13 protein-coding genes and 1 pseudogene are annotated in these 17,619 nt (G+C 72.7%); 13 read left to right on the plus strand and 1 reads right to left on the minus strand.

Going from position 1 to position 17,619, the window contains the following annotated elements; all coding sequences use genetic code 11:
- The 7 genes and pseudogenes from E2651_RS45540 to cobI form a co-directional block, all read left to right on the plus strand.
- Positions 1-157 (plus strand): annotated as a pseudogene (locus E2651_RS45540) (cobalamin biosynthesis protein); the annotation flags it as partial.
- Positions 154-1,662 (plus strand): cobyric acid synthase, encoded by a 1,509-nt coding sequence (locus E2651_RS28865; RefSeq protein WP_135334178.1) that lies wholly within the window; start codon positions 154-156, stop codon positions 1,660-1,662. The pseudogene E2651_RS45540 and the gene E2651_RS28865, both read left to right, overlap by 4 nt.
- On the plus strand, positions 1,659-5,336 hold the full coding sequence (cobN, locus tag E2651_RS28870; RefSeq protein ID WP_135334179.1) for a cobaltochelatase subunit CobN: 3,678 nt from the start codon (positions 1,659-1,661) through the stop codon (positions 5,334-5,336). The genes E2651_RS28865 and cobN overlap by 4 nt, the downstream gene beginning before the upstream one ends.
- Positions 5,337-5,382: 46 nt before the next feature.
- Positions 5,383-7,407, plus strand: a complete 2,025-nt coding sequence (locus E2651_RS28875; RefSeq protein ID WP_135334180.1) for a putative cobaltochelatase — start codon at positions 5,383-5,385, stop codon at positions 7,405-7,407.
- The gene (cobO, locus tag E2651_RS28880) at positions 7,407-8,015 is read left to right on the plus strand and encodes a cob(I)yrinic acid a,c-diamide adenosyltransferase (protein WP_135334181.1); all 609 of its coding nucleotides are present in this window, start codon (positions 7,407-7,409) and stop codon (positions 8,013-8,015) included. The genes E2651_RS28875 and cobO overlap by 1 nt, the downstream gene beginning before the upstream one ends.
- Positions 8,009-9,361: a cobyrinate a,c-diamide synthase gene (locus E2651_RS28885; RefSeq protein ID WP_135334182.1), complete on the plus strand. Its 1,353-nt coding sequence runs from the start codon at positions 8,009-8,011 to the stop codon at positions 9,359-9,361. Before cobO ends, E2651_RS28885 begins: the two co-directional genes overlap by 7 nt.
- Positions 9,358-10,107, plus strand: a complete 750-nt coding sequence (gene cobI / locus E2651_RS28890; protein WP_135334183.1) for a precorrin-2 C(20)-methyltransferase — start codon at positions 9,358-9,360, stop codon at positions 10,105-10,107. The genes E2651_RS28885 and cobI overlap by 4 nt, the downstream gene beginning before the upstream one ends.
- Before the next feature lie 20 nt (positions 10,108-10,127).
- Here cobI and E2651_RS28895 read toward each other — a convergent pair whose 3' ends face one another.
- Positions 10,128-10,856 (minus strand): ZIP family metal transporter, encoded by a 729-nt coding sequence (locus E2651_RS28895; protein WP_135334184.1) that lies wholly within the window; start codon positions 10,854-10,856, stop codon positions 10,128-10,130.
- Between the two features lie 146 nt (positions 10,857-11,002).
- On the opposite strand from E2651_RS28895, the gene cobM reads away from it, so the two are divergent.
- From cobM to cobC, 6 genes are read left to right on the plus strand one after another with little or no spacing between them, the layout of a single operon-like run.
- Positions 11,003-11,827 carry a precorrin-4 C(11)-methyltransferase gene (cobM, locus tag E2651_RS28900; RefSeq protein ID WP_135334185.1) on the plus strand — a complete coding sequence of 275 codons (825 nt, stop codon included), beginning with the start codon at positions 11,003-11,005 and terminating at the stop codon, positions 11,825-11,827.
- On the plus strand, positions 11,824-13,095 hold the full coding sequence (gene cbiE / locus E2651_RS28905; RefSeq protein ID WP_135334186.1) for a precorrin-6y C5,15-methyltransferase (decarboxylating) subunit CbiE: 1,272 nt from the start codon (positions 11,824-11,826) through the stop codon (positions 13,093-13,095). The genes cobM and cbiE overlap by 4 nt, the downstream gene beginning before the upstream one ends.
- Complete coding sequence (gene cobJ / locus E2651_RS28910) at positions 13,092-14,951, plus strand: precorrin-3B C(17)-methyltransferase (protein ID WP_167828921.1); 1,860 nt, start codon at positions 13,092-13,094, stop codon at positions 14,949-14,951. The genes cbiE and cobJ overlap by 4 nt, the downstream gene beginning before the upstream one ends.
- On the plus strand, positions 14,948-15,583 hold the full coding sequence (locus E2651_RS28915) for a precorrin-8X methylmutase (RefSeq protein WP_135334187.1): 636 nt from the start codon (positions 14,948-14,950) through the stop codon (positions 15,581-15,583). Before cobJ ends, E2651_RS28915 begins: the two co-directional genes overlap by 4 nt.
- Entirely contained in the window at positions 15,580-16,518 is a 939-nt protein-coding gene (locus E2651_RS28920; RefSeq protein ID WP_135334188.1) for a sirohydrochlorin chelatase, read from the plus strand. The genes E2651_RS28915 and E2651_RS28920 overlap by 4 nt, the downstream gene beginning before the upstream one ends.
- The gene (gene cobC, locus E2651_RS28925) at positions 16,502-17,602 is read left to right on the plus strand and encodes an Rv2231c family pyridoxal phosphate-dependent protein CobC (protein ID WP_245239310.1); all 1,101 of its coding nucleotides are present in this window, start codon (positions 16,502-16,504) and stop codon (positions 17,600-17,602) included. The genes E2651_RS28920 and cobC overlap by 17 nt, the downstream gene beginning before the upstream one ends.
- The last annotated feature ends 17 nt before the right edge of the window (positions 17,603-17,619 follow it).

The following is a 17,619-nucleotide window of genomic DNA, read 5'->3' on the forward strand; positions in this document are numbered from 1 at the left end:
CTCGTACGGGGGGCGGGTCGAGCACCGGCCTGTTCTGAACGGGGGCGGGCGGCCTGTTGAGGTGGCTGACATCGAGCGGGCCGTGAAGCTTTCCCGGCAGGTCGGCTTGCTGGCGCTGGGAGTTGCCGTGGCCGCTCGGAGAGGGAGACACACGTGAGTGGCGGACTACTGGTCGCCGGGACCACATCAGACGCCGGCAAGAGCGTCGTCACCGCCGGGATCTGCCGGTGGCTGGCCCGCAAGGGCGTGTCCGTCGCGCCGTTCAAGGCGCAGAACATGTCGCTCAACTCCTTCGTCACCCGCGAAGGTGCCGAGATCGGGCGGGCGCAGGCCATGCAGGCTCAGGCCGCCCGCGTCGAGCCGACCGCGCTGATGAATCCCGTGCTGCTCAAGCCGGGCAGCGACCGCAGCAGTCAGGTCGTGCTCATGGGCAAGCCCGTGGGCGAGATGAGTGCGCGCGGCTACCACGGCGGGCGGCAGGAAGCACTGCTCTCCACCGTCGTGGGATGCCTGGAGGAACTTCGGGGCAGCTATGACGCCGTGATCTGCGAAGGCGCGGGCAGTCCCGCCGAGATCAATCTGCGGCGTACGGACATCGTGAACATGGGGATCGCGCGGGCCGCCCGCTTCCCCGTGGTCGTCGTCGGCGACATCGACCGCGGTGGCGTCTTCGCCTCCTTCTTCGGCACCACCGCGCTGCTGAGCGCCGAGGACCAAGAGCTGGTCGCCGGATATCTCGTCAACAAGTTCCGGGGCGATGTGTCGCTGCTCGAACCCGGGCTCGACATGCTGCAAGGCCTCACCGGGCGGCGCACGTTCGGTGTGCTGCCGTTCCAGCACGGCCTCGGGATCGACGAGGAGGACGGGCTCCGGGTGTCCCTGCGGGGCGCCGTGCGGGAGTCCGTCGTCGCTCCCCCGGTCGGCGCGGACGTGCTGCGGGTCGCCGTCTGTGCCGTACCGCTGATGTCGAACTTCACGGACGTGGACGCGCTCGCCGCCGAACCCGGTGTCGTCGTGCGGTTCGTGGACCGGGCCGATGAACTCGTCGACGCCGATCTCGTCGTCGTACCGGGTACGCGCGGGACCGTGCGCGCCCTGGAGTGGCTGCGCGAGCGCGGGCTCGCCGACGCCATCGCGCGGCGCGGTGCCGAGGGGCGGCCCGTGCTCGGGATCTGCGGCGGCTTCCAGGTGCTCGGCGAGCACATCGAGGACGACGTCGAGTCGCGCGCGGGGGCCGTGGACGGGCTCGGGCTGCTGCCCGTGCGCGTGCGGTTCGCCCGCGAGAAGACCCTCGCCCGGCCGGTCGGCGAGGCCCTCGGCGAGCCCGTCGAGGGGTACGAGATCCATCACGGCGTCGCCCAGGTCCTGGGCGGGGAGCCCTTCCTGGACGGCTGCCGCGTCGGCGAGGTGTGGGGCACGCACTGGCACGGCTCCCTGGAGAGCGACGCGTTCCGGCGGCGCTTCCTCACGGAGGTCGCGCGCGCCGCCGGGCGCCGTTTCGTGCCCGCGCCCGACACCAGCTTCGGCGTACTGCGCGAGGAGCAGCTCGACCTGCTCGGAGACCTGATCGAAGAACACGCGGACACGGACGCGCTGCTCAGCCTGATCGAGACCGGCGCACCGTCCGGTCTCCCCTTCATCGCACCGGGGGCACCCTCATGACCGTCCTGCTTCTGTCCACCGCCGACACGGACCTGCTGGCCGCCCGTGCCTCGGGTGCCGGATACCGCATCGGCAACCCGACCCGGGTCGACGTGCAGAACGAGCTGCCCGCCCTGATCGAGGGCGCCGACATCGCCGTCGTACGCCTCCTCGGCGGCAAGCGCGCCTGGGAGGACGGGCTCGCGGCGCTGAAGGCCGCCGGGATCCCGACGGTGCTGCTCGGCGGCGAGGCCGTGCCGGACGCGGAGCTGATGGCCGAGTCGACCGTGCACGCGGGGTCCGTGGCGGAGGCGCTGCGGTATCTCGTCGAGGGCGGCACGGCCAATCTGCGCGAGCTGGTGCGGTTCCTCAAGGAGGACGTCCTCGCGGCGGGACGCGGCCGGGCGACGGGCGACACGCGGGAGCGGCAGAGCGCCGAGCCGCGGAAGATGCCCGAGTACGGGGTGCATGGCACGCGGGAGTACGTCGAGGGGCGGCCCACCGTCGGTGTGCTCTTCTACCGGGCGCACCAGCTCTCCGGGAACACCGGCTTCGTGGACACGCTGTGCGACGCGATCGAGGCGCGGGGCGCCAACGCCCTTGCCGTGTACTGCGGTTCGCTGCGCGGTGCGGACGCGGGCCTGTACGAGATCCTCGGGCAGGCGGACGCGCTGGTCGCCACCGTCCTCGCGGCGGGCGGCACGCACGCATCCGGCGCGAGCGCGGGCGGTGACGAGGAGGCCTGGGACATCGGCGCGCTCGCCGACCTCAACATCCCTGTGCTGCAAGGACTTTGCCTCACCTCGTCGCGGGCGACGTGGGACGCGTCGGATGCCGCGCTCTCCCCCATGGACGCCGCGATGCAGGTGGCGATCCCGGAGTTCGACGGGCGTGTCATCACCGTGCCGTTCTCCTTCAAGGAGCAGGGCCCCGACGACGTACCGGTGTACGTCGCCGACCCCGAGCGCGCCGCCCGCGTCGCCGGAATCGCCCTGCGCCACGCCCAGTTGAAGCACAAGCCGAACGCCGAGAAGAAGCTCGCGCTCGTCTTCACGGCGTACCCGACGAAGCACTCGCGCGTCGGCAACGCGGTCGGCCTCGACACCCCCGCGTCGGCGGTGCGCGTGCTCGACTCGCTGCGCGATGCCGGGTACGTCGTCGAGGGCCACCCGGACAACGGCGACGAGCTGATCCACCGGCTCATCAACGCCGGTGGCCACGACGTGGAGTGGCTCACCGAGGAGCAGTTGGCGGCGGCCCCCGCGCGCGTGCCGCTCGCGGACTATCAGGCGTGGTTCGACAAGCTGGCGCCCGAGCTGCGCGACGGCATGCTGGAGGCGTGGGGCGAGCCGCCCGGCAGCCTGTACGTCGACGGCGACGACATCGTGCTCGCCTCCCTGCAGTTCGGGAACGTCGTCGTGATGATCCAGCCGCCGCGCGGCTTCGGCGAGAACCCGATCGCGATCTACCACGACCCCGACATGCCGCCCTCGCACCACTACATGGCGGCCTACCGCTGGCTGGAGCTGTCCTTCGGCGCCGACGCCGTCGTACACATGGGCAAGCACGGCACAATGGAGTGGCTGCCGGGCAAGGGCCTCGGCCTGAGCGGGAGTTGCGCCCCGGACGCGGTGCTCGGCGAGCTGCCGCTGATCTACCCGTTCATCGTGAACGACCCGGGCGAGGGCACCCAGGCCAAGCGGCGCGGGCACGCGACGGTGGTGGACCACCTGGTGCCGCCGATGGCCCGCGCGGACACGTACGGGGATCTGGCGAAGCTGGAGCAGCTGCTCGACGAGTACGCGCTCGTCAGCGACCTGGACCCGACGAAGGCCCCTGCCGTACGCGCGCAGATCTGGACGCTGGTGAAGGCCGCCGAGCTCCACCACGACCTGCATGTCGACGAGCAGCCCGACGACGGCGAGTTCGACGAGTTCGTCATGCACATCGACGGCTATCTGTGCGAGATCAAGGACGTGCAGATCCGCGACGGTCTGCACATCCTCGGCGGCGGGCCCGAGGGCGAGGCGCGCGTCAATCTCGTGCTCGCCGTGCTGCGGGCCTCGCAGGTGTGGGGCGGCCAGGCGAACGCGCTGCCCGGTCTGCGGGCCTGCCTCGCCGAGCACTTCGGGCTCAGCGAGAAGGAGTTGCTCGCCGAGCCGGGTGCGGCCGTGAAGGTCGCGGATGGACTCACGTCCCTGGTCGACGGGCCCGCGCGGACCGGCGCCGACGCGCTGGACCTGCTCGAGCAGCTGTGCCGCCGCCTCGCCGAGGGCATGGAGGAGCGCGGCTGGAAGCTGGCAGCCGTACGCGGCCTCGTGCGAGACGTGCTCGGGGTCGAACTCACTCCCTCGGTCGCCGTGTTGGGATTCGCCTGCGAGGAGGTCGTGCCGCGGCTCGCGCGCACCACGGACGAGATCGGGCACATCCTGCGGGCGCTCGACGGCGGGTACGTTCCCGCCGGTCCTTCCGGGTCGCCGACGCGCGGGCTCGTGAATGTGCTGCCGACCGGACGCAACTTCTACTCGGTCGACCCCAAGGCCATTCCCTCGCGGCTCTCCTGGGAGGTCGGCCAGTCCCTCGCGGACTCGCTGATCGCGCGGTACCTGGCGGACACCGGTGAGTACCCGAAGTCCGTGGGTCTGACCGTGTGGGGCACGTCGGCGATGCGTACGCAGGGCGACGACATCGCGGAGATCCTGGCGCTGCTCGGCTGCCGCCCCGTCTGGGACGACGCGTCGCGGCGCGTGACCGGCTTCGAGATCGTGCCGGTGGCGGAGCTCGGGCGGCCGCGCATCGATGTGACGGTGCGCATCTCCGGGTTCTTCCGCGACGCGTTCCCGCATGTCGTCGGCCTGATCGACGACGCCGTGCGGGCCGTGGCGGAACTGGACGAGGCCCCGGAGTCCAACTACGTACGGGCGCACGCGGACGAGGACACCGCCGAGCACGGTGACCGCCGGCGGGCCACATCGCGGATCTTCGGCTCCAAGCCCGGCGCCTATGGGGCGGGGCTCCTTCCGCTGATCGACGCGCGCAACTGGCGCAGCGACGCGGATCTCGCCGAGGTGTACGCGGTGTGGGGCGGCTACGCCTACGGTCGCGGGCTCGACGGCAAGGCCGCGCGCGGGGACATGGAGACCGCGTTCCGGCGGATCGCCGTCGCGGCGAAGAACGTCGACACCCGCGAACACGACCTCGTCGACGCCGACGACTACTTCCAGTACCACGGCGGCATGGTCGCCATGGTGCGCCACCTGACGGGTGAGTCGCCCGAGGCGTACGTGGGTGACTCCGCCACTCCCGACCAGGTGAAGACGCGGACCCTGGGCGAGGAGACCCACCGGGTCTTCCGTGCGCGCGTCGTCAACCCCCGCTGGATGGCGGCGATGCGGCGGCACGGCTACAAGGGCGCCTTCGAGATGGCCGCCACCGTGGACTATCTCTTCGGGTACGACGCGACCGCGGGCGTGGTCGACGACTGGATGTACGAGAAGCTCTCCGCCGAGTACGTCTTCGATCCCGAGAACCGGGAGTTCATGCAGAAGTCCAACCCCTGGGCCCTGCGCGGGATTTCCGAGCGGTTGCTCGAAGCGGCCGAGCGGGGTCTTTGGGCGGAGCCGGACGCTCAGACGCTGGAGCGGCTCCGGGCCACCTACCTTGAGCTCGAGGGCGAGTTGGAGGGGGACGGATGAGTTGCGCCGACCCCCGCCCCGCCCTGAATCACGTCATGGAGGCCTTGTGAGCACCCCCTATCCGTTCACCGCTCTCGTCGGACAGGACGACCTGCGGCTCGCCCTGCTGCTCAACGCCGTCTCGCCCGCCGTCGGCGGCGTCCTCGTACGCGGCGAGAAGGGCACCGCCAAGTCCACCGCGGTGCGCGCCCTTTCGGCGCTGCTCCCGCAGGTGCCGGTGGTCGCCGGGTGCCGGTTCTCCTGTGATCCCGCAGCCGCCGATCCCGCCTGCCCCGACGGTCCGCACGACGTCGGCGGGGACTCCGCGCGGGACGCCCGGATGGTCGAGCTGCCCGTGGGTGCCTCCGAGGACCGCCTCGTCGGAGCGCTGGACATCGAGCGGGCGCTCGCCGAGGGCGTCAAGGCCTTCGAGCCGGGACTGCTCGCCGACGCGCACCGCGGCATCCTCTACGTCGACGAAGTCAACCTGCTGCACGACCACTTGGTCGACCTGCTGCTCGACGCCGCCGCCATGGGCGCCTCGTACGTCGAGCGCGAGGGTGTGTCCGTGCGGCACGCCGCGCGTTTCCTGCTCGTGGGGACCATGAACCCCGAAGAGGGCGAACTGCGGCCGCAGTTGCTCGACCGCTTCGGGCTCACCGTCGAGGTGGCCGCGTCGCGGGAGACCGACCAGCGCGTGGAGGTCGTGCGGCGGCGGCTCGCGTACGACGACGACGCGGAGGGCTTCGCCGCGCGGTGGGGCGACGAGGAGGCCGCGCTGCGGACCCGGATCGTCGCGGCGCGCGCCCTGCTTCCCCAAGTGCGGCTCGGCGACGGGGCGTTGCGGCAGATCGCCGCCACCTGCGCGGCCTTCGAGGTCGACGGGATGCGGGCCGACATCGTGATGGCGCGTACGGCGACGGCGCTGGCCGCCTGGGCCGGGCGCGAGGACGTGCTCGCCGAGGACGTACGGCAGGCGGCGCTGCTCGCCCTTCCGCACCGGCGGCGGCGCAACCCCTTCGACGCGCCGGGACTCGACGAGGACAAGCTGGACGACACCCTGGAGCAGTCCGGGGGCGATGACGGCGACGACGATCCGGATCCCGACGGGCCCGGCGGGGGCGGCCTGCCCCCGGAGAGCGGTCCGGACTCGCCCGGCGCTCCCGGGGACCAGAGCGACGCGGGCCAGGAGGACGAATCGTCCGCCGCGCAGGCTCCCGCGGGCGGTGGCGGCGAGCAGCAGGCCGTGCGGGCCTCCGAGCCGTTCCGTACGAAGATGCTGAGCGTGCCGGGGCTGGGTGAAGGTGCCGCCGGGCGGCGCTCGCGGGCGCGCACCGAGCACGGCAGGACCACCGGGGCCCGGCGGCCCCAAGGGGCGCTCACCAAGCTGCACTTGGCGGCCACCGTGCAGGCCGCCGCCCCGCATCAGCGGGCGCGCGGCCGGTCGGGCCGGGGTCTGGTGGTGCGCCGGGACGACCTGCGGCAGGCCACCCGGGAGGGGCGCGAGGGCAACCTCGTCCTGTTCGTCGTGGACGCCTCCGGGTCCATGGCCGCACGGCAGCGGATGAGCGCCGTCAAGGGCGCGGTCCTCTCGCTGCTGCTCGACGCCTACCAGCGGCGGGACAAGGTCGGGCTCGTCACCTTCCGGGGCACGAGCGCCGACGTGGCGCTGCCGCCGACCTCGTCCGTCGACGCGGCCGCCGCGCGCCTGGAATCGCTGCCCACCGGTGGGCGTACGCCGGTCTCGGCCGGGCTGCTCAAGGCGCACGAGGTGCTGCGGGTGGAGCGGCTGCGGGATCCGGCGCGGCGGCCGCTGGTCGTCGTCGTGACGGACGGGCGCGCCACGGGCGGGCCCGCGCCGGTGGCCCAGGCGGGGCGTGCCGCCCGGCTGTTCGGGGCGGCGGGCATCGCTTCCGTGGTCGTCGACTGCGAGTCGGGGCCCGTGCGGCTCGGGCTCGCCGGGCAGCTTGCCGGTGAGCTCGGCGCTACCGCCGTGACACTGGACGAGCTGCGGGCGGAGTCCATCGCCGGGCTCGTCAAGGACGTACAGGGATCGGGATCTCGTAAGACTCGCATGAGGAGCGTCGCGTAATGCCGCAGGGACAGCCGAGTGTCGTGCCGGACGACGGACTCACCACGCGTCAGCGGCGCAACCGCCCGCTCGTCGTCGTGCACACCGGTATCGGCAAGGGGAAGTCCACCGCCGCGTTCGGGCTCGCGCTGCGGGCCTGGAATCAGGGCTGGCCGATCGGGGTCTTCCAGTTCGTGAAGTCCGCGAAGTGGAAGGTGGGCGAGGAGAACGCCCTGAAGGTGCTCGGTGCCTCCGGCGAGGGCGGGACCGTCGACTGGCACAAGATGGGCGAGGGCTGGTCGTGGATCCAGCGTGCGCCCGCCGACGGCGAGATGAGCAACGAGGACAAGGCCCGCGAGGGCTGGGAGCAGGTCAAGCGTGACCTCGCCGCCGAGACGTACCGCCTTTACGTCCTCGACGAGTTCGCCTATCCCCTGCACTGGGGGTGGGTCGACACGGACGAGGTCGTGGAGACGCTGCGGAATCGGCCCGGGAATCAGCATGTCGTCATCACGGGGCGCAACGCGCCCGCCGCTCTGGTGGACTTCGCCGATCTCGTGACGGACATGTCCAAGGTCAAGCATCCGATGGACGCCGGGCAGAAGGGCCAGAGGGGCATCGAGTGGTAGCTCGGCTCGTCGTCGCCGCGCCCTCCTCCGGGAGCGGGAAGACGACTGTCGCCACGGGGTTGATGGCCGCCTTCTCGGCGGCCGGGCTCGCCGTGTCCCCGCACAAGGTGGGGCCCGACTACATCGATCCCGGGTATCACGCGCTGGCCACGGGGCGGCCGGGGCGGAATCTCGACGCGTATCTGTGCGGTCCTGAGATGGTTGCGCCGCTGTTCGCGCATGGGGCGCGTGGGTGCGATCTCGCCGTGGTCGAGGGCGTCATGGGGCTCTATGACGGGGCCTCGGGGCAGGGTGAGCTTGCTTCTACCGCGCAGGTGGCGAAGCTGTTGCGGGCGCCTGTGGTGCTTGTCGTGGATGCGTCTTCGCAGTCGCGGTCTGTGGCTGCGCTGGTGCATGGGTTCGCGTCGTGGGATCCGGAGGTGCGGATCGGGGGCGTCATCTTGAACAAGGTGGGATCCGCGCGGCATGAGGCGTTGCTCCGGGAGGCGTTGGACGAGTCGGGGGTTCCTGTGCTGGGGGCGCTGGGGCGGGCGCAGCAGGTCCAGGCGCCCTCGCGGCACCTGGGGCTTGTGCCGGTCGCCGAGCGGCGGGCCGAGGCTGTGGAGTCTGTTGCGGCGTTGGCCTCGCGGGTGCGGGAAGGGTGTGACCTGGAGGGGATTCTGGGGCTTGCCCGGAGTGCTCCTGCGTTGTCCGGTGACACGTGGGACCCGGATGTGTCGCCGGACGGGATGAAAAGTGAAAGCCGCAGGCCCGTCGTCGCCATCGCCGGTGGGGCCGCCTTCTCGTTCTCCTACGCCGAGCATGCCGAGCTGCTCGCCGCCGCCGGAGCCGACGTCGTCGCCTTTGATCCGCTGCATGATGAGCAGCTGCCGGACGGGACCGCCGGGCTTGTCATCGGTGGTGGGTTTCCCGAGGTGTACGCTCCCGGGCTTTCCGCCAATGAGCCGTTGCGGAAGGCCGTTGCCGAGCTTGCGCTCGGTGGGGCGCCCGTTGCCGCCGAGTGTGCCGGGCTGCTCTATCTGACGCGGGAGTTGGACGGGAAGCCCATGTGCGGCGTGCTCGACGCCCGTGCGCGGATGTCGGAGCGGCTGACGCTCGGGTACCGGGAGGCCGTCGCCGTGTCCGACAGCGCGCTCGCGGCCGTCGGGACCCGGATGCGCGGGCACGAGTTTCACCGCACCGTCGTCGAACCGGGCGCCGGGGCGGCTCCCGCCTGGGGGCTGCACGCCCCTGAACGGCGCGTCGAAGGCTTCGTACAACAGGGTGTGCACGCGAGTTATCTGCACACGCATTGGGCCGCCGAACCCGGTATCGCCCGTCGGTTCGTAGAGAGGTGCAGGGCATGAGCAACACGCTGGTCGGAGTCGGTGTCGGGCCCGGTGACCCGGAGCTGGTGACCGTGAAGGGCGTCAACGCGCTGCGCGCCGCCGCCGTCGTCGTCGTACCGGTCATGGCTGCGTCTGATGGAAAAGATGGCGGTGAGCGGGGGCGGGCAGAAGCGACGGTGCTGCACTACGTCCCCGAGGACAAGGTCGTACGTGTCGTGTTCGCGCTCAACGAGCGCAGCGACCGGCAGCGCCGCGAGGCCGCCTGGGACGCCGCCGGCGAGCGGGTCGCCGAGCTGCTGCGGGAGCACGGCTCGGTGGCGTTCGCGACGATCGGCGACCCCAATGTGTACTCGACGTTCACCTATCTCGCGCAGACCATCGCCGAGCTCATGCCGGGGGCCGGCGTCGAGACCGTGCCCGGGATCACCGCCATGCAGGATCTCGCCGCCCGCAGCGGTGCCGTGCTCACCGAAGGCACCGAGCCGCTGACGCTGGTGCCGGTGACCGCCGGTGCCGCCGTGCTCAAGGAGGCGCTCGCCGGGCCCGGCACGGTCGTCGCGTACAAGTTCGGGCGGCTGGCCGATGAGGTGGCTGCCGCGCTGCGCGAGACGGGGCGCACGGAGGACGCCGTGTGGGGGTCCGCGCTCGGGCTTCCCGAGGAGTCCATCCGGTCGGCCGCCGAGCTGGCCGAGACGCCGCTGCCCTATCTGTCCACGCTGATCGCTCCCGCGCGGCGCGAGGGCGGCCGGGGCGGGAAACTGTGACCTCGGTCCGCACCGCGGCCTCAGTCCGCGATGCCCACCACCAGCCAGATGAACGCGGCTCCCGCGACCGTGCACAGCACCGTCGAGCGGGCCGGGTGCTCGTGGTGCGCCTCCGGCAGGATCTCCGCCGCGGCCAGGTAGAGCAGCGCTCCCCCGAAGAAGCCGAGATATCCGCCGAGCAGTTGCTCCGGAATGGTGAAGAGGAGCGTCGACGCGGCGCCCACGACCGGGGCCACCGCGTCGGCGAAGAGCATCGCCAGTGCCTTGCGGCGGGCGTTCCCGTACAGGCTGGTGATCGTGTACGTGTTGAAGCCGTCCGCGAAGTCATGGGCGATGACCGCGAGCGCCACCGCAAGGCCCATCCCGCCGCCCACCTGGAAGGCGGCGCCGATCGCGACGCCGTCCATGAGGCTGTGGCCGACCATCGCGGCGGCCGCCGTCAGACCCACCTGGGGCGCCCGGCCGTTGACCTCCTCCGCCCCGTGCGCCGCCTGGCGCACCGCGAGCAGCCGCTCCACCAGGTGCGCCACGAGGAAGCCGGCCACGAACAGGAGCAGCGCCGCCGGTACGCCGAAGACCAGGCCGCCCGCGGCGTCGAGGGCCTCCGGCAGCAGGTCGAGGCCGACCACGCCGAGCATCAGACCGCCCGCGAGCCCGAGGACGAGGTGGCGCCGGTCGGTGACCCGCTGGGCCGTCCAGCCGCCCAGCAGGGTCATCAGAAAAGCGCCGAGCGCCACGAACACAGCCATGCGCCCTTGCTAGCCGATCGACCCCCTGCCCCGCACATCCATGCGCGGGGCGACACCCACGGATTTCTGCTCCACCACTGATTACTGCTCCACCACTGATTACTGCTTCACCACTGATTCTGTTTCGTACGAGAGGAACCCCACCCATGGCCGACGCCGAAGCCACCACCGGCAAGGTGACCTTTGTCGGGGCAGGGCCCGGCGCCGCCGACCTGCTGACGTTCCGTGCCGCACGGGCCATCGCGGAGGCCGATGTCGTCATCTGGGCGGCCAGCCTGGTGCAGGCGGAGGTCCTCGAGCACGCGCGCGAGGGCGCCGAGATCCTCGACTCGGCGACGATGTCGCTCGAGGACGTCGTCGCCGTGTACGAGCGGGCCGCCGCCGAGGGCCTGAAGGTCGCCCGGATCCACTCCGGTGACCCCGCCCTGTGGGGCGGCACGCAGGAGCAGGTCGACCGGTGCGCCGGGCTCGGCGTGGCGACGGAGATCGTGCCGGGCGTCTCGTCGTTCTCGGCGGTCGCGGCGATCGCGCAGCGCGAGCTGACGATCCCCGAGGTCGCGCAGTCCGTGATCCTCACCCGGCTCGGCGGCGGCAAGACGCCGATGCCGCCCGGCGAGGAGGTGCGCGAGTTCGCGCGGCACGGCACGACGATGGCGCTGTTCCTCTCGGCGGCGCGCAGCGGCCAGCTGGTCCGGGAACTCCTGGAGGGCGGCTACCCGTCGACCACGCCCGTCGTCATCGCGTACCAGGCGACGTGGCCCGAGGAGCTGGTGCTCAACTGCACCATCGAGACCCTCGAGGAGACGGTCAAGGAACACCGCCTGTGGAAGCACACGCTGTTCCTGGTCGGCCCGGCCCTCGCCGCGCACGGCACCCGCTCGCACCTCTACCACCCGGGCCACTTCCACGGTTTCCGCAAGGCCGACCCCGAGGCGCGGGCCGCGTTGCGTGCGGAGAGGTCGAAATCATGATCACCGTCGTCGGTACGGGGACGGGGACGCCGCTCGACACCGCCGCCCTTGACGCGGTGCGCGCCGCGGGGCTCGTCGTGGGCGCCCGACGGCACATCGAGTCGGCGGGGCTGCCGCCGGGGACGGCCCGGGTGGTGATGGGGCCGCTCGCCCCCGCGCTCGACGCCATCGAGGAGCAGCTGGCGAAGGCCGACGGGGCGTCGGAGGGCAGCGGCGTCGTCGTGCTCGCCTCCGGGGACCCCGGGTTCTTCGGGATCGTGCGGGCCCTCGCGGAACGGTTCGGGTCCGACCGGCTCGACGTCCGGCCCGGTGTCTCCTCCGTCGCCACCGCGTTCGCGCGGGTCGGGCTTCCTTGGGACGACGCCGTGGTGGTCAGCGCGCACGGACGCGATCCGCGCACCGCGGCGAACGCCTGCCGCGCGCACCCCAAGGTGGCGGTCCTGACCGGCCCCGGCAGCGGCCCCGCCGAACTCGGCGCCGAGCTGACCCGGCGTGCCGACGCCCGCACCCTGGTCGTCGCGAGCGCTCTGGGCGACCCGGAGCACGAGCGCGTCGAACGGGTCACGCCGGCCGAGGCCGCGGCCCGCGACTGGGGGCCCGCGGTGAGCGTCGTGCTCTGCCTGGACGAGGAGCGGGCCCTGGCACCTTCGCGCACCGTCGCGGGCCCGCCGCAGGGGCCGTCCCGATGGGCCCTGGACGAGGGCGAGTTCACCCACCGCGACTCGATGATCACCAAGTTCGAGGTGCGGGCACTCGCCCTCGCCCGGCTCGGTCCGCGCCTGGGCGACCTGGTGTGGGACATCGGCGCGGGCTCCGGCTCGGTCGCCGTGGAGTGCGCGCGGTTCGGCGCGGCCGTCGTGGCCGTGGAGAAGACCGCCGACGGTGTCGAGCGCATCCGCGCCAACGCCGCGGCGCACGGCGTCGACGTACGCGCCGTGCACGGGGCCGCGCCCACCGTCCTGTCCGATCTCGACGACCCGGACGCGGTGTTCATCGGCGGTGGCGGGCGCGAGCTGCCCGCCATAGTGACGGCGTGCGCGCGGCGGGCCCGGCGGTCCGTCGTCGTCGCCATGGCGGCGCTCGACCGGGTGCCCGCGGTGCGGGCCGCGCTGAGCGGTGCCGGGTTCGACTGTGACGGCGTGCTGCTGCAGTCGTCACGGCTCGCGCCGCTGCCGGGTGAGGTGTCGCGGCTCGCCGCGACCAATCCGGTCTTTCTGGTGTGGGGCACCCGCCTCTCATCTCCCTTGTCTGAAGGAGTAGTTCAGTGATCGGCCTGATCTCCGCCACGGCGGCGGGCGGCGCGGCACGCGACCGTCTCGCCGCGGCGTGGCCCTCGCGGACGCGGGTGTACGAGGGGCCCGTGCGGGGCGCCGTGGAGCGGGCCTTCGCGGAGTGCGAGCAGGTGGTGTGCTTTCTCGCCGCGGGCGCCGTGGTTCGGCTCTGCGCGCCGCTGCTCCAGGGGAAGGATGTCGACCCCGGTGTCGTGTGCGTCGATGAGGGCGGGCGTTTTGCCGTTGCCCTGCTGGGCGGGCATGAGGGGGGTGCGAATGCCCTTGCCCACGAGGTGGGGGATGTTCTGGGGGCCTTGCCTGTCGTGACTACGGCTACCGATGCGGTGGATGTGCCGGGGCTCGACATGCTGGGGCTGCCGGTCGAGGGGGATGTTGCCGGTGTGACCCGTGCGGTACTGGACGGGGAAGCCGTTGCTCTCTGCGACGAGTTGGGTTTCCCCCTGCCTGCGTTGCCGCCTAACGTGACGTCGCTTGACCGGGGCCCCGAAACGGGGGCTGTGCCCACCCCACTCCAAGCTCTCGGCTTCGCTCGAGCAGGGGAGACCCCACTCGCCGTGCGGAACGCCTGCCCACAGCAGGGGCGGGCGACCGTGGCGACCATCCGGGTCAGCGATCGCCTCGCTGAACTCGGGGACAGGGAAGTCGTGTTGCGGCCGCCCTCCCTCGTCGTCGGCGTCGGCGCCAGCAAGGGCGCGCCCGTCGAGGAAGTCCTCGGGCTCGTTCAGGACACCCTGCGGGACGCGGGGCTCTCCCCCGCCTCCATCGCCTCGCTGGCGACCGTCGACGCGAAGGCCGATGAGCCCGGCATCGTCGAGGCTGCGGCGCGGCTCGGGGTGCCGGTCGTGACGTACGCGGCCGACGAGTTGGCCGGTATCGACGTGCCGAACCCCTCCGACGCGCCGCTCGCCGCCGTCGGGACACCCTCCGTCGCGGAGGCCGCCGCGCTGCGGGGCGGTGGTGAACTCCTCGTGCCCAAGCGGAAGTCGGCGCCCGAGGACCGTGCTCCCATGGCCACCTGCGCCGTCGTGCGGCGGGCGCCGCGCGGCCGGCTCGCGGTCGTTGGACTCGGCCCCGGCGCACGCGATCTGCTGACGCCGCGCGCCCGCGAGGAGCTGCGCAGGGCCTCGGTCCTGGTCGGTCTCGACCAGTACGTCGACCAGATCCGGGACCTGCTGCGGCCGGGCACGATCGTCATCGAGTCGGGCCTGGGCGCCGAGGAGGAGCGCGCGCGTACCGCCGTCGCGGAGGCGCAGAAGGGGCAGGCGGTCGCGCTGATCGGGTCGGGCGACGCGGGCGTGTACGCCATGGCCTCGCCGGCGCTCGCCGAGGCGAGCGACGACATCGACGTCATCGGCGTACCCGGTGTGACGGCCGCGCTCGCGGCGGCGGCGATCCTGGGCGCGCCGCTCGGCCACGACCACGTGTCCATCAGCCTCTCCGACCTGCACACTCCGTGGGAGGTCATCGAGCGCCGGGTGCGCGCGGCGGCCGAGGCGGACATCATCGTCACCTTCTACAACCCGCGCAGCCGGGGCCGCGACTGGCAGCTGCCGAAGGCCCTGTCGATCCTCGCCGAGCACCGGGAGCCGACGACGCCCGTAGGTGTCGTACGCAACGCGTCCCGCCCGGACGAGTCCGCGCGGCTGAGCACGATCGGCCGACTCGACCCGGGAGTCGTCGACATGATGACGGTCGTGACGGTCGGCAACACCGCGACCCGTGAGATCGCGGGCCGCATGGTGACCCCGCGCGGCTACCGCTGGCAGCACGCGGACCCTTCGGCCGACCTGTCGGCGGACTCTTCGGCGAACCCTTCGGAGGTGTCCAAGTGACCCGTGTCGCCCACCCCATCGAGCAGGAGTCGTTCCGGCGGCTCCGCGCCCGCCTGGACACCTCGCACTTCGCGCCGCTGACCCGCGCGGTCGTGGAGCGCGTCATCCACTCGGCCGCCGACCTGGAGTACGCGACGGACCTCGTCACCGACGAGGACGCCCTGGTGGCCGCCCACGCGGCGCTGCACGCGGGGGCGCCCGTGGTCACCGACGTGGAGATGGTCGCCGCGGGCATCACGAAGCGCGAGACCGTCTGCCGCCTCAAGGACGCCGAGTCGTCGTCCGACCTGACCCGTTCGGCCCACGCGATCCGTCTCGCGTACGAGGAAGTGGGCCCCGGAGCGCTCTGGGTGATCGGCTGCGCGCCGACCGCCCTGGAGGAACTGCTCGTCCTGGACGCCGCGCCCGCCCTGGTGATCGGCCTGCCCGTCGGCTTCGTCGGCGCCGCCGAGTCCAAGGCGGCGCTGCGCGAGAGCGGCCTTCCCGCCGTCAGCAACGTGTCGGAGAAGGGCGGTTCGGCGGTGGCGGCCGCGGCGCTGAACGCCCTGCTGTACCACCCCGCGCCGTCGCCGAAGTCGCAGTCGCAGTCGCAGTCTTACGAAACACCCGCACCAACCGAGGAGTCCCAGTGACCACCCCGCCCGCACTGCTCATCGCCGGCCACGGCACCCGCGACGAGGCCGGGGCCGCAGCGTTCCGGGACTTCGTGCAGGAACTCGCCCGCCGCAACCCCGAACTCCCCGTCGCAGGCGGCTTCATCGAGCTGTCGCCGCCGCCGCTGGGCGACGCGGTCACCGACCTGGTGGAGCGGGGCGTCAAACGCTTCGCCGCCGTCCCGCTGATGCTGGTGTCGGCCGGGCACGCCAAGGGCGACATCCCCGCGGCGCTCACCCGCGAGAAGGAGCGCCACCCCGGCATCTCCTACACGTACGGCCGCCCGCTCGGCCCGCACCCCTCGCTCCTGGAGGTCCTCGAGCGGCGCCTGGACGAGGCGCTCGGCGGCGCGTCCCGCACGCCCGACGACCGCGCGGACGTGACGGTGCTGCTCGTGGGCCGCGGTTCGACCGACCCGGACGCCAACGCCGAGGTGCACAAGGCGGCGCGGCTGCTGTGGGAGGGGCGTGGTTACGCGGGCGTGGAGACGGCGTTCGTGTCGCTCGCGGCGCCGGACGTGCCGTCGGGCCTCGACCGCTGCGTACGCCTGGGCGCGAAGCGGATCGTGGTCCTCCCCTACTTCCTCTTCACCGGCATCCTGCCGGACCGGGTGCAGCAGCAGACGGACGGCTGGGCCGCCGCGCACCCGGAGATCGAGGTGCGCTCGGCGGACGTGATCGGCCCCGAGGAGGAGCTGCTCGACCTCGTCATGGAGCGCTACCGGGAGGCGGTCAAGGGCGACCTCCGCATGAACTGCGACTCCTGCGTCTACCGCATCGCGCTGCCCGGCTTCGAGGACAAGGTGGGCCTGCCGCAGCAGCCGCACTTCCACCCGGACGACGACGGAGACCACGGCCATGGTCACGGACACGGACACGGCCACCACCACGGATCCCATGCGCACTCCCACTGAGACCGAGCACGACGGCGAGACCGAGCACGACGGCGAGACCGAGCACGACGGCGAACCGGACCTGCGGCATCACGGGGATGCCGAGGTCCGGGGCGCCGCCGGCCTCACCGATCTCGCGGTCAACGTCCGGGCGAACACCCCGCCCGACTGGCTGAAGCGGCACATCGCCGCCTCGCTCGACGGCCTGGCGACGTATCCGGACGGCCGGGCGGCGCGGGCGGCGGTGGCGGCGCGGCACGGTGTTCCGCCGGACCGGGTGCTCCTCACGTCGGGCGCGGCGGAAGCGTTCGTACTGCTGGCGCGAGCCTTGAAGGTCCGCCAACCAGTGGTGGTGCACCCGCAGTTCACCGAACCCGAGGCAGCACTGCGGGATGCGGGACATGCGGTGGGGCGGGTACTGCTGCGGGAGTCCGAGGGATTCCGACTGGCTCCGGCAGCGGTGCCGGAGTCGGCCGACATGGTGGTGATAGGCAACCCGACAAACCCGACGTCAGTCCTTCACCCGGCCACCTCCATCGCCGAACTCGCCCGCCCCGGGCGGGTGTTGGTGGTGGACGAGGCGTTCATGGACGCGGTGCCGGGTGAGCGGGAGGCGCTGGCCGGGCGTACGGACGTACCCGGACTCGTCGTCCTGCGCAGCCTCACCAAGACGTGGGGCCTTGCCGGACTGCGCATCGGTTACGTCCTGTCCGACCCGGAGACGATCGCGACGCTGGCGGCAGCACAGCCGCTGTGGCCGGTGTCCTCGCCGGCGCTGGCGGCGGCGGAGGCGTGTGTGCGGCCTCGGGCGCTGGCGGAGGCGCTGGTGGCGGCGGAACAGATCGCCACGGACCGCGCCCATCTCCTGGCCGGCCTCGCGGAGTTCGCCCCCGCGGGGATCCGGGTGCCCCCGGCGGCGGAGGCCCCCTTCATCCTCCTGAGGGCCCCGGAGGCCCTCCTCCTCCGCGAACGCCTGCGGGAACGGGGCTTCGCCGTGCGGCGGGGCGATACGTTCCCCGGCCTGGGCCCGCAGTGGCTGCGGGTCGCGGTCCGCGACCGGGAGACGACGGATCGGTTCCTGGGGGCGCTGGGGGCGGTGCTGTAGCTGGCAGCGGGGCAGGG

This window comes from Streptomyces sp. MZ04 (assembly GCF_004684775.1).
Taxonomy (GTDB): Bacteria; Actinomycetota; Actinomycetes; order Streptomycetales; family Streptomycetaceae; genus Streptomyces.